The organism is Bacillus sp. FSL L8-0193, from assembly GCF_037976065.1.
In the GTDB taxonomy this organism is placed as follows: Bacteria; Bacillota; Bacilli; order Bacillales; family Bacillaceae; genus Bacillus; species Bacillus paralicheniformis.
Window position 1 is genome coordinate 973032 of record NZ_CP150261.1, and the last position, 11969, is coordinate 985000.

At 47.2% G+C, this 11969-nt stretch carries 11 protein-coding genes and 1 rRNA gene (1 of these 12 only partly in view); 9 read left to right on the plus strand and 3 right to left on the minus strand.

Going from position 1 to position 11969, the window contains the following annotated elements:
* Positions 1–56 precede the first annotated feature (56 nt).
* From MHH76_RS04780 to MHH76_RS04800, 5 genes are read left to right on the plus strand one after another with little or no spacing between them, the layout of a single operon-like run.
* On the plus strand, positions 57–1037 hold the full coding sequence (locus MHH76_RS04780) for an ABC transporter ATP-binding protein (RefSeq protein WP_023855992.1): 981 nt from the start codon (positions 57–59) through the stop codon (positions 1035–1037).
* A complete protein-coding gene (locus tag MHH76_RS04785; RefSeq protein ID WP_043054195.1) occupies positions 1034–1990 on the plus strand; it encodes an ABC transporter ATP-binding protein in 957 nt (318 codons plus the stop codon). The genes MHH76_RS04780 and MHH76_RS04785 overlap by 4 nt, the downstream gene beginning before the upstream one ends.
* Positions 1987–3585, plus strand: coding sequence for an ABC transporter substrate-binding protein (locus MHH76_RS04790; protein ID WP_043054196.1), 1599 nt, complete (start codon positions 1987–1989; stop codon positions 3583–3585). The genes MHH76_RS04785 and MHH76_RS04790 overlap by 4 nt, the downstream gene beginning before the upstream one ends.
* Before the next feature lie 13 nt (positions 3586–3598).
* Positions 3599–4600, plus strand: a complete 1002-nt coding sequence (locus MHH76_RS04795; RefSeq protein ID WP_020450634.1) for an ABC transporter permease — start codon at positions 3599–3601, stop codon at positions 4598–4600.
* 12 nt (positions 4601–4612) lie between these two features.
* On the plus strand, positions 4613–5503 hold the full coding sequence (locus MHH76_RS04800; protein WP_020450635.1) for an ABC transporter permease: 891 nt from the start codon (positions 4613–4615) through the stop codon (positions 5501–5503).
* Positions 5504–5533: 30 nt separating this feature from the next.
* Here MHH76_RS04800 and MHH76_RS04805 read toward each other — a convergent pair whose 3' ends face one another.
* Together MHH76_RS04805 and MHH76_RS04810 are read right to left on the minus strand one after the other, a co-directional pair.
* Positions 5534–6604, minus strand: coding sequence for an aromatic acid exporter family protein (locus MHH76_RS04805; protein WP_020450637.1), 1071 nt, complete (start codon positions 6602–6604; stop codon positions 5534–5536).
* Positions 6605–6855: 251 nt separating this feature from the next.
* Positions 6856–8154: a glutamate-1-semialdehyde 2,1-aminomutase gene (locus MHH76_RS04810; protein WP_026580616.1), complete on the minus strand. Its 1299-nt coding sequence runs from the start codon at positions 8152–8154 to the stop codon at positions 6856–6858.
* A gap of 155 nt (positions 8155–8309) precedes the next feature.
* Between MHH76_RS04810 and bcp the strand changes: the two genes are divergently transcribed.
* Entirely contained in the window at positions 8310–8783 is a 474-nt protein-coding gene (bcp, locus tag MHH76_RS04815) for a thioredoxin-dependent thiol peroxidase (protein WP_020450639.1), read from the plus strand.
* A 211-nt stretch (positions 8784–8994) separates the two neighbouring features.
* Positions 8995–9432, plus strand: a complete 438-nt coding sequence (gene perR / locus MHH76_RS04820; RefSeq protein ID WP_003179961.1) for a peroxide-responsive transcriptional repressor PerR — start codon at positions 8995–8997, stop codon at positions 9430–9432.
* A 48-nt stretch (positions 9433–9480) separates the two neighbouring features.
* Here the strand turns inward: perR and MHH76_RS04825 are convergent, their stop codons facing one another.
* On the minus strand, positions 9481–9828 hold the full coding sequence (locus MHH76_RS04825; RefSeq protein WP_020450640.1) for a YgzB family protein: 348 nt from the start codon (positions 9826–9828) through the stop codon (positions 9481–9483).
* 219 nt (positions 9829–10047) lie between these two features.
* On the opposite strand from MHH76_RS04825, the gene MHH76_RS04830 reads away from it, so the two are divergent.
* Both MHH76_RS04830 and MHH76_RS04835 read left to right on the plus strand, forming a co-directional pair.
* Positions 10048–10932, plus strand: a complete 885-nt coding sequence (locus MHH76_RS04830) for a nucleotidyltransferase-like protein (RefSeq protein WP_020450641.1) — start codon at positions 10048–10050, stop codon at positions 10930–10932.
* 223 nt (positions 10933–11155) lie between these two features.
* A 16S ribosomal RNA gene (locus MHH76_RS04835) occupies positions 11156–11969 on the plus strand (it continues 736 nt past the right edge of the window).

Consider the following 11969-nt stretch of genomic DNA (forward strand, 5'->3'; position numbering starts at 1 on the left):
TATTTCCTATCCCGTCTAAATACAATTTAAAAAATACAAGCTCCGGAGGTGTATAAGTGACAAAAGAAAAATTGCTTGAAGTATCGGATTTGTCGATTTCGTTTCACCAGAAAAAGTCTGAAACCCCGATTGTGCAAGGCATTTCTTTCGATCTCCATCCCGGAGAAATCATGGGAGTCGTCGGAGAGTCCGGCTGCGGCAAGAGCGTCACCTCTTTGGCTTTAATGGGGCTGAACGCAAACACCCGGACGACGGGCCGGATCAAGTTTCAAAACAAAGATCTTCTCATGCAGTCTGAAAAAGAATGGAGACAGATGCGCGGCAATGACATCGCAATGGTTTTTCAAGAGCCGATGACCTCCCTCAACCCCCTTTTCACAATTGGCGATCAATTAACAGAAGCACTCTCCAGCCATACCAATATTCATAAAAAAGAAGCAAGAAGAAAAGCCGTTCAAATGCTGGAAACCGTCGGCCTGCCGAGGGCGGACCAGCTGATGAAGCAGTATCCCCACGAACTGTCGGGAGGCATGAGGCAGCGGGTCATGATCGCAATGGCATTAATTTGCGAACCGAAGCTGCTGATCGCCGATGAACCGACAACAGCTCTCGACGTCACCATCCAGGCCCAGATTCTGTCCCTGCTGAAAAAGCTCAATGCCGAATTTAACACAGCCATTCTCCTCATTACCCACGACCTTGGCGTCGTTCACAATACATGTGAACGCGTGATGATCATGTATGCCGGCCGGATCGTTGAAGAGGGCGGTGTCACCGCTGTTTTTGACAGTCCGAAACACCCTTATACAAAAGGCTTGTTCGCCTCTATTCCGGCATTCACAGACAAATCCGAGCGGCTGTCTTCGATTGAGGGGCAGGTGCCGAAGCCGGGATCGATTAAAAAAGGCTGTATGTTTGCGCCGCGATGCCCCCATAAACATGAACGCTGCATTGAAGAAGCGCCTGGATTGAACAAGCTGAAGGATGATCATGCTGTAAGCTGCTTTCTCTATGAAGAGGAAGGTGTTTTCACATGAATCGCGAACTGCTGAGCGTTCAAGAGCTGAAAACGTATTACCGCGTGTCCCGTAAGAAAATCGTGAAAGCGGTCGATGATGTTACACTGTCAGTTGAAAAAGGCGAAATCTTAGGGGTTGTCGGGGAATCCGGCTGCGGAAAATCGACCTTAGGAAAATCGATATTGCGGCTGACCGAACCGACTTCGGGAAAGGTGACTTTTCTCGGGCAGGAGATGACAGGCCTTGATGCAAAAGATCTTCGCAATATGAGAAGGCATATACAAATGATTTTTCAAGACCCGTACGCTTCGTTAAATCCGCGCATGAAAATAAAGGATATTTTGGAAGAACCGCTGATCGTTCATCAACTCGGAAAGAAGGCGGAAAGGAGAGAGGTCGTGCGCTCGATGCTTGAAATTGTCGGCCTTGATGCTTCATACGGCGACCGGTGCGCACACCAATTCAGCGGCGGTCAGAGGCAAAGGATCGGCATTGCAAAAGCGCTGATCACTAAGCCAAAACTAATCATTGCCGATGAACCTGTCTCCGCGCTTGATGTATCCGTTCAGGCGCAGATCTTAAATCTGCTGAATGATTTGCAGGAGGCATTCGATTTAACGTTTCTGTTTATTTCTCATGATCTCGCAGTCGTTCGCTATATCAGCGACAGGGTGGCCGTGATGTATTTCGGAAAGATCGTCGAGATGGCGGACGCCGAATCGTTATTTAGAGAGCCGAAACACCCGTATACAGAAACGCTGTTAGCGGCAGTACCGGTCATCGGCAAAGGCGAAGCGGTTCATACGGCACCGGATATTGCCGCGCCCCGCATGAGTGAAAAGGGCTGTCCTTTTTACAGCAGATGCATGAAGCGGGCAGCGGTTTGTCTGGAAGCGGAGCCGCCTCTTGAAGAGACTGCGGACGGGCATTATGTCGCATGCCATTTTACCAATAAGGAGGCAGTACGATGAAAAAGAAAAGCTGGCTGATCTGTTTGGGAATGATTCTGTCTGTTTCCGCTTTTTTAATGGGATGCTCCGGTAACGAAAGCGGAAAAAACGACGGAGAGACGAACGGGGGAAAAGATACGCTGATCATCGGCAGAGGCGGTGATTCAACATCGCTTGATCCGATCACAACGACAGAAGGCGAAGCGTTTAAAGTGACGATCAATATGTTTGAGACCTTGCTGAATTACGGAGAACAAGACACTACGCTGAAGGAAGGCCTCGCGGTCAAATGGGACGCTTCAGATGACGGTTTGACCTACACACTGGAGCTGAGGCAAGGCGTGAAATTCCATGACGGAACGGATTTTAATGCAGAAGCCGTCAAATACAATTTTGAGCGGTGGATGAACGGGGATGAAGAAAAATTTCCTTACTACGGCATGTTCGGAGGCTATAAGAAAGATGAGGGGCATGTCATCAAAGATATAAAAGTGCTCGACGACCATAAGATTCAGTTCATTTTAAAACGCCCGCAAGCGCCGTTTTTAAAGAATCTTGCCATGACTTCATTCGGGATTGCGAGTCCTGCCGCCATCGAAAAATACGGCGAAAAATTCAGGGAGCACCCCGTCGGCACGGGCCCTTACAAATTTGTCGAATGGAAGCCGAACGACCGGATCGTTCTTGAAAAAAATGAAGACTATTGGGATCAAGGTAAACCAAAATTGGAGAAGATCATTTTCAGAGCCATTCCTGAAAACTCAGCCCGCCTAAATGCGTTGAAGACGGGCGAAATCGACCTAATGGACGGCGTCAATCCGTCTGATATCGAAAGCATCAAAGCAGACGCCAATCTGAAAACATTTGAAAGGCCTTCAATGAACGTCGGGTATCTCGGAATGACGACGACAAGAAAACCATTTGACAATAAGCTGGTCCGCCAGGCGCTGAATCATGCTGTTGATAAACAGGCGATTATCGATTCCTTCTACGGAGGCCTCGCCGAATCTGCCAAAAACCCGCTCCCTCCTTCACTTGAAGGATACAACGATCAGATAAAGGAATATCCGTATGATTTAAAAAAGGCAAAAGAACTCTTAAAAGAAGCCGGATTCCCGGACGGGTTTAAAATGAAGCTTTGGGCAATGCCTGTTCCGCGGCCATATATGCCGGACGGTATGAAAATAGCCGAAGTGATTCAATCAAGCTTCGAAAAAATCGGCGTCAAAGCGGAAATCGTCACTTACGACTGGGCGACGTATTTGGATAAGGTGAGCAAAGGGGAAGCTGACGCGTTTTTGATGGGCTGGACCGGAGACAATGGAGATCCGGACAACTTCATTTATACCCTGCTTGATAAAGATAATATCGGCGGTAACAACTATACGTACTTCAGCAATGACGAGCTTCATGACATCTTAATCGAAGCGCAGTCAGACCCTGACCAAAAGAAGAGAAATAAACTGTATCAAGATGCGCAGGAGCTCCTCCATGAAGAATCGCCTTGGATTCCGCTTGTCCATTCCACGCCGATTTTGGCCGGTTCAAAAGATATCGAAGGATATGCTCCGCATCCGACAGGGAGTGAAGTATTGTCCGGCGTAGAGTTTAAATAGGTGGTGACAGCCATTGCTTGCGTACTGTTTAAAACGGACGGGGATGCTGATCCCCGTTCTCATTGGCATGACACTGGTCGTTTTTTCGATCATCCGCTTTATTCCCGGCAACCCCGCCCAGGTTATTCTCGGCCAGAGGGCGACAAAGGAAGCGGTGCAGCAGCTGACCATCCAGCTCGGCCTTGATCAGCCGTGGTATGTGCAATACGCCAGATATATCGGGGATTTGCTGAAAGGGGATCTCGGGACATCAATCCGCACGGGAGCGGCGATTACGCAAGAAATAAAGCCGTATTTGTTCGCCACTCTCGAGCTTGCTTTTTTCGCGATGCTGATCGCAGTGTTTGTCGGTGTGAATGCCGGAATCATCAGCGCGTGGTTTAAGAATTCGGTATTCGACTATATTGCGATGCTGGTTGCTTTAATTGGCGTGTCGATGCCGATTTTTTGGCTTGGTCTGATGGGCCAGTGGTTCTTTTCGATCGAGCTCGGCTGGCTGCCGACAACGGGAAGGGAGAATGTCAGAAATCCGGTCGAAGCCTTTACTTACATTCATACACTGGACACCCTTTTACACGGAAGATTTGATCAGTTTGCAGAAACCATCCGCCATTTAATTCTGCCGGGAACCGCTCTTGCCACCATTCCCGCCGCGATCATTGCGAGAATTACAAGGGCCAGCATGATAGAGGTGCTGCAGTCCGATTATATCCGCACGGCAAAAGCAAAAGGCGTGCATATGTTTTTCGTTATCTATAAGCACGGTTTAAAAAATGCGTTCATTCCGGTGTTGACCGTCATCGGCCTGCAAACCGGACTTTTACTGGGCGGCGCGATTTTAACGGAGACGATTTTTGCCTGGCCCGGCATCGGCCGGTACATTTATGATGCGATCAGCTACCGCGACTACCCGGTTATCCAATCGGGCATTCTCGTGATCGCCTTCATCTTCGTCATGATTAACTTCATTGTTGATCTGCTGTACGCTGTCATCGATCCGAGAATTAAATATTAGGAGGCGGGAAATGTGGTTGTGCTTCAAAATGAACAGCAGAGGGAGGACGTGAAGGTGCGTTCGCCTTTGGCGGAACATATTCGGCGGTTCTTTGAGCATAAACTGGCTGCCGCCGGCACGATTTTAGTCGCGCTGTTTATCCTGCTGGCCATCTTCGCGCCGCTCATCGCACCCTATGGAATAAACGACCAGTCACTGTCAGACAGGCTTGCCGCTCCGTCTGCTGAACACCTTTTTGGAACGGACGATTTTGGCAGGGATATTTTTTCAAGGGTGCTGTACGGCGCGAGGCTGTCTTTATGGGTCGGCTTTTTCTCCTGTCTGGCATCGGCCTTGGCGGGGACGCTGTTAGGGCTGATCGCCGGTTTTTACGGCAGATGGGCTGATGCGTTGATTTCGCGGCTGTTTGATATCATGCTCGCGTTTCCCAGCATTCTGCTGGCGATCGCCATTGTGGCGATTCTCGGGCCTTCCCTTGAAAATGCCCTGATTGCCATCGCCATCATCAACGTTCCGACGTTTGGCAGGCTCGTTCGTTCAAAAGTGCTCAGCATTAGGCAGGAGGAATATGTCTTATCTGCGCGTGCTGTCGGGATGTCCAATATGAGGATGATGTTTAAACACATTCTTCCCAACAGCATGGCCCCGGTTATCGTTCAAGCGACACTGAATATTGGAACGGCGATTATAGAAGCGGCCGCGCTCGGATTTTTAGGGTTGGGGGCGCAGGCGCCGAACCCGGAGTGGGGAAAAATGCTTGCGGATGCCCGGCCTTATTTGGCGCAGGCCCCGTGGACATTATTTTTTCCGGGATTTGCGATCATGCTGACCGTGCTCGGCTTTAATCTGATGGGAGACGGCCTGCGCGACACCCTTGATCCGAAAATGAAGGAAGGAAAATAAAAAAACCGGTTAACGTATTCGTTAACCGGTTTACTCTTCCTCAACTTCAAGCTCACTGTCTTTTTTGTGGTACGTCTGAAAGCTTGTGAGCAAGGTTTCCAAATGTTCAAGCTGTTCTCGGTATTCTACGGTGCTCGCCATAATGGTCAGCATATTGTAGTCCAACAGTTCTTCTTTCAATTTGTCCTGGTTTTTCAGGAATGATTCGGTCAAGTGCTGTTTGTACACGTCTCCTTCTTCGTGAAGGTCGACGTGATCCTGCGTTTTAATCCTGCCGACGAATCTCATTAAAATTCGCTCGTGCCAATGGAGAAGATAATCAAGCTCTTCGACCAGCGTTTCTTGAAATTCTTCAGGCATATGACAAAACTCGTTTTCAAGCCGGTGCAGTTTTTTCAAAGCATCAAGCGCGCGGTTTGATGCAATGATCGCCTGTCTGAACAGCACGAGCTTTCGCTGTTTTACATATGTGGAACGTTTTAAATAGCTTCTTTCTTCTTTGTAAAGCAAGTAAAGGTGATCGACCTTCATCATTTTTTCTTTCAGCTTTTCAATGTCTTCTTTCAGCATGGAGTGTTCCGTTGTCTTCCGCGTCAACAATCTGATCCATTTAATGACTTCATCTGTATTTTCAACAACATGGCTGACGAGCTTCGTTTCATATTTAGGCGGCAGAAAAATCAGGTTGACCAGGAACGCAGACAATACGCCCAAAATAACCGTTCCGGTTCTCACCAAGGCAAACCATAAAAAGTTGTCGCCGGAGCTCTCCAATATGGCAATAACGGTGACGAGAGCGATCGAAATTGTATTCTCGATCTTCAGCTTCAGGTTGATCGTAATGACGATTACCGCCGTCAATCCGATGATGATCGGACTGGGTTCAAAAATAAGTCCAAAAATAATGGCTGTGGCAGCTCCGATTATGTTCGCCTGCACTTGATCGACAATCGTCAAAAATGAACGATAGATCGAAGGCTGTATCGCGAAGATAGCCGCGATTCCCGCGAAGACAGGAGTCGGAAGGCCGAGCCAAGACGCGAGGTAAAGCGCAAGCGTAATGGCAATGCCTGTTTTGAAAATACGGGCACCAAGTTTCATTAGGCTGTACTTGCATCCCTTTCTATAATAAAATTCGTTCTTTACAGAAAATGAATTGTATTGAACATTCCCTCTCTGTTAATTTGCCAAACAATAAAGTAATATACAGCGATCTTCCGAAATATTCAACCCATTTTTAAGAAAAAACAAATCATTGACAAAAAAGAAAAACAAGCCGGTGAAAAGTGCCTGTTCACCGCGTTTACAAAGTGCTCCGCATTTGATAAAAAGAGAGCGGACCCGCTCTCTTTTTATATGCGTTGTTTCAATTGTTTAAATGAGTCATCCACGGCTTTAAGCGTCGCTTTAATGTCCTCTTCCGTGTGCGCGGTGGTGATAAACCATGCTTCATATTTTGAAGGCGCAAGATTAACACCGCGCTCAAGCATCAGTTTGAAAAAGGCAGCGAACATTTCTCCGTCCGTATTTTCGGCTTGCTCATAGTTTTCGACTTTTTCGTTCGTAAAGTATACGGTGAGCGCGCCTTTAAGACGGTTGACAGTGATGTTGATGCCGTGGGTTTCGGCGTGTCCCAGGATACCTTCTTCAAGCATAGCGCCGAGGCGGTCAAGTTTTTCGTATGTGCCTTTTTCTTTCAGCACTTCAAGACAGGCGATACCTGAGAGGATCGAAGCCGGATTCCCCGCCATCGTGCCCGCTTGATAAGCAGGTCCGAGCGGTGCGACTTGTTCCATAATCTCTTTTTTGCCTCCGTATGCGCCGATCGGCAGGCCGCCGCCGATGATTTTGCCGAGCGCCGTCAAATCAGGTTTGACGCCAAGAAGATCCTGGGCGCCGCCGTACATAAAGCGGAAGGCGGTGATAACTTCATCATAGATGACAAGCGCTCCTGCATTATGTGTCAGTTCATTGACCTGTTCGAGAAATCCGCTTTTCGGTTCAACGATCCCGAAGTTTCCAACAATCGGTTCAACGAGAACTGCCGCAATATCGTCCCCCCATTTATCGAGCGCTTCTTTATAGCTGTCGATATCATTGAAAGGAACGGTAATCACCTCGTTGGCGATGCTTTTTGGAACCCCCGCTGAATCAGGTGTGCCGAGCGTTGACGGACCTGAACCGGCCGCCACCAGCACAAGATCGGAATGGCCGTGGTAGCAGCCGGCGAACTTGATGATTTTCGTTCTGCCTGTATAGGCCCGGGCGACGCGAATCGTCGTCATCACGGCTTCCGTTCCTGAATTGACGAATCTCACTTTATCCAAGGCAGGAATCGCTTCTTTAAGCATCTTGGCAAATGTCACTTCATGCTTTGTCGGCGTGCCGTAAAGCACCCCGTTCTCAGCAGCTGTTTGAATCGCTTTTGTGATATGCGGGTGAGCGTGACCCGTAATAATCGGTCCGTAGGCGGCAAGATAGTCTATGTATTTGTTGCCGTCTACATCCCAAAAATAAGCGCCGCTTCCCCTTTCCATCGCGACGGGAGAACCGCCGCCGACCGCTTTGTAAGACCTTGAGGGGCTGTTGACGCCTCCGACTATATGTTGAAGAGCTTCTTCATGAAGCTTTTCAGATTGAGTATGCTGCATAATATCCTCCTCATTTCTGCACCTTTTATCTATTTCTATATTGTAACACGAGGCGGACAGAGCGCAAAAAAGAAGCCGCCGAACATTTGAACAAGACGGCGCTGTTTTTTATAATGGGGGAAAGCAAGCGATTAAACATAACAGGAGGCAAAACAATGACTGTTGAAATTGGACAAAAGGTGCCTGATATTGAACTGCTCGGTGATCACGGAGAAAAAGTAAAGCTGTCGGATTTTGAAGGAAAGTATGTCGTGCTCTATTTTTATCCGAAAGATATGACGCCGGGATGCACAACGGAAGCGTGCGATTTCAGAGACCGACATGAAAGCTTTGCCGAACTTGATACCGTCATCATCGGAGTCAGCCCTGACGACCAGACAAGACATGAGAAATTCAAGCAGAAACACGATCTGCCGTTTCTGCTGCTCGTCGATGATGAACACAAGCTCGCTGAAAGCTTTGACGTATGGAAGCTGAAGAAGAATTTCGGCAAGGAATACATGGGTGTCGAAAGGTCGACATTCCTGATTGATAAAGAAGGCCGCCTTGTGAAAGAGTGGCGGAAAGTAAAGGTAAAAGACCATGTCGCAGAAGCGCTTCAAGCAGTAAAAGAAATCGCCGAAGCGTAAAGCTCTGGGGGAGGCCGGACTGTATGTTAGTTTGGTCTCTTTTTACGCTCATATTCGTCTGTCTGACCGGACATGCTGATCATATCGGCCTTTTTCGCCTTAAAAATAGCTTTTTCACAGGGATTGGAATTGACAAAGATTCTGATCAGGAGTTACACTAATTATAAACGTTATAATGTAAGAATTTTTTTTAGAAGAGAGGTGCATGACGATGGCTGAACATAACCTGAAAGAAGCGTTGGAAGCGTTGAAGGAAACCGGGGTTCGAATTACTCCTCAACGTCATGCCATTCTGGAATTTCTCGTGAATTCTATGTCTCATCCAACTGCAGATGATATATATAAAGCTCTGGAAGGGAAATTTCCAAACATGAGCGTAGCAACGGTTTACAACAATTTGCGGGTTTTTAAGGAATCAGGGCTCGTTAAGGAATTAACGTACGGAGATTCCTCCAGCCGGTTTGACTTCGTGACATCCGAGCATTATCACGCAATTTGCGAACGCTGCGGGAAAATCGTCGACTTTCATTATCCCGGCCTCGACGAAGTGGAGCAGCTGGCTTCACATGTGACAGGATTCAAAGTCAGTCACCATAGACTGGAGATATACGGTTTATGTCAGGAATGCGACAAAAAAGAAAGCCATTAAAAAGAGCTGGCCGCTTTTTTAACGGTCAGCTTATTTTTATTGCAGTATCTACTGAGACTTTCGATTATACGATTCGTTAAACTCTTTTCCTTCGAGGTTTTTATCCAGTGTCAGAGGCTCCCTGCAATGCATGCACATATCGACCCGGCCTAAAATCTTGGTCGGTTTTTCACAGTTTGGACAGACGACTTGAACCGCTTTCGTTGAAAGCATGCCGATCCAAAAATAAACCGCTGTGCTCAACAAGATAGACAATACCCCCAAGATCATAAACACCGACATCAAGAGGATCGAGGACCTAAAGAAGATCCCGACATACATAATAATGAAGCCTATAAATACAAGGCTTAACGCAAACGTTCTGATTTTGTTGATTTTGCTAGAGTATTTTGCCATATCCATCCCCCTGTCTCTAATATAGCATAGAAAAGATGTGTTATTCTTTAATTAAAACGAATCAATTGGAAAATTTCTATAGAGAGTTTTGGGGAAATTGATTATAATAATTCAATGTGTTTTCAAAATAAAGGAGTTTTTATTGGCTCGTAGAAATAGGTAGAAACAAAGAGAGAAGCTTTTAGAGCAACGCATTTACATCGTATTGGAGGAATGGTGATGGAAAATCTTCTCCGTCCGATTTACCAAGAAAGAGCAAGCCGCCCTGACACACTCGCTGTCATGCTGATTGAGAGGAGAAATCAAACCTCATCTGCGACAGATAATTTTGATGCGGCATTGTTGATTATCGTTAATAAGGCTGAAGACCCTGTATTCGTGAAGCATTATGAGTTCGACGGAAAAACGGCTTCTCTTCATATTATTTCTGTTGAACAGCTTCAGGAATGGATTTTGCTCGGAACAAATAGAAGAATCATAGACTGGGTCCTCAATGGAAAGGTGCTTTTCGACCGAAACGAATTTATCGCCAAGCTGATTGAGCAGCTTAATACATTTCCGTTTTCAGAAAGAAAACTAAAAATCGGACTTGAATACGGGAAATTAATCAGAAGATATATAGAAGGGAAATCGTTTTTTGAGGACGGTCAATTTTTGGACGCCTACAATTCCATCGTACACGCCCTCCATCATTTGGCCAGAATCGAAGTGATCGATAAAGGTTTTCACCCAGAAGTTACGGTATGGAACCAAGTCCGCCACATGGAGCCTCAGGTTTATAAATTGTATAAGGAATTAATTGAGAGCAATGAAAGCTTGCAAAAACGGCTGGAGTTATTATTCCTCGCAAGCGATTTTCTCATTCATTCAAAAGCCGAAATCGGGGCCGCACATATTCTCAATGTCATGGATGAAAAAGAGGTTTGGCAATTTGCCGATCTTCTCAAGCATCCGGATCTCAAGTATTTCACGGCAGACCTGGGAGTCATACTGGAGTTCTTGGCTGAAAAGGACTTAGTCGGAGTCAAGCCGATTGAGACAAAGGGCCAAAAGATTTTTCACCGAGGATATTTTATCAAAAAAAGTGTTGACACTAATTTATAACGGTGATATATTATTAAGCGTCGCTGTTAGCGGAACGGTTTTTGAACTGAAAGCAGCAGCGACGAAAAAACAAAAAAACATTTGACACTCCTTGTTGAAAATGTTATACTAATAAAGTCGCTTCGGACAGGAGCGGAAATGATCTTTGAAAACTAAACAAGACAAAACGTACCTGTTAATTCATTAAATAAATCGCACATTTTGTGCGTAGTCATTATCAAACTTCATGGAGAGTTTGATCCTGGCTCAGGACGAACGCTGGCGGCGTGCCTAATACATGCAAGTCGAGCGGACAGATGGGAGCTTGCTCCCTGATGTTAGCGGCGGACGGGTGAGTAACACGTGGGTAACCTGCCTGTAAGACTGGGATAACTCCGGGAAACCGGGGCTAATACCGGATGCTTGATTGAACCGCATGGTTCAATTATAAAAGGTGGCTTTTAGCTACCACTTACAGATGGACCCGCGGCGCATTAGCTAGTTGGTGAGGTAACGGCTCACCAAGGCAACGATGCGTAGCCGACCTGAGAGGGTGATCGGCCACACTGGGACTGAGACACGGCCCAGACTCCTACGGGAGGCAGCAGTAGGGAATCTTCCGCAATGGACGAAAGTCTGACGGAGCAACGCCGCGTGAGTGATGAAGGTTTTCGGATCGTAAAACTCTGTTGTTAGGGAAGAACAAGTACCGTTCGAATAGGGCGGTACCTTGACGGTACCTAACCAGAAAGCCACGGCTAACTACGTGCCAGCAGCCGCGGTAATACGTAGGTGGCAAGCGTTGTCCGGAATTATTGGGCGTAAAGCGCGCGCAGGCGGTTTCTTAAGTCTGATGTGAAAGCCCCCGGCTCAACCGGGGAGGGTCATTGGAAACTGGGGAACTTGAGTGCAGAAGAGGAGAGTGGAATTCCACGTGTAGCGGTGAAATGCGTAGAGATGTGGAGGAACACCAGTGGCGAAGGCGACTCTCTGGTCTGTAACTGACGCTGAGGCGCGAAAGCGTGGGGAGCGAACAGGATTAGATACCCTGGTAGTCC

What these genes read in the sequence shown, in the direction of transcription:
- MHH76_RS04785 (WP_043054195.1), top strand. Translation starts at nt 1,034, where the DNA reads ATGAATCGCGAACTGCTGAGCGTTCAAGAGCTGAAAACGTATTACCGC.
- MHH76_RS04790 (WP_043054196.1), top strand. Translation starts at nt 1,987, where the DNA reads ATGAAAAAGAAAAGCTGGCTGATCTGTTTGGGAATGATTCTGTCTGTT.
- MHH76_RS04805 (WP_020450637.1), bottom strand. Translation starts at nt 6,604, where the DNA reads ATGAAACTTGGTGCCCGTATTTTCAAAACAGGCATTGCCATTACGCTT.
- MHH76_RS04810 (WP_026580616.1), bottom strand. Translation starts at nt 8,154, where the DNA reads ATGCAGCATACTCAATCTGAAAAGCTTCATGAAGAAGCTCTTCAACAT.
- bcp (WP_020450639.1), top strand. Translation starts at nt 8,310, where the DNA reads ATGACTGTTGAAATTGGACAAAAGGTGCCTGATATTGAACTGCTCGGT.
- perR (WP_003179961.1), top strand. Translation starts at nt 8,995, where the DNA reads ATGGCTGAACATAACCTGAAAGAAGCGTTGGAAGCGTTGAAGGAAACC.
- MHH76_RS04825 (WP_020450640.1), bottom strand. Translation starts at nt 9,828, where the DNA reads ATGGCAAAATACTCTAGCAAAATCAACAAAATCAGAACGTTTGCGTTA.
- MHH76_RS04830 (WP_020450641.1), top strand. Translation starts at nt 10,048, where the DNA reads ATGGAAAATCTTCTCCGTCCGATTTACCAAGAAAGAGCAAGCCGCCCT.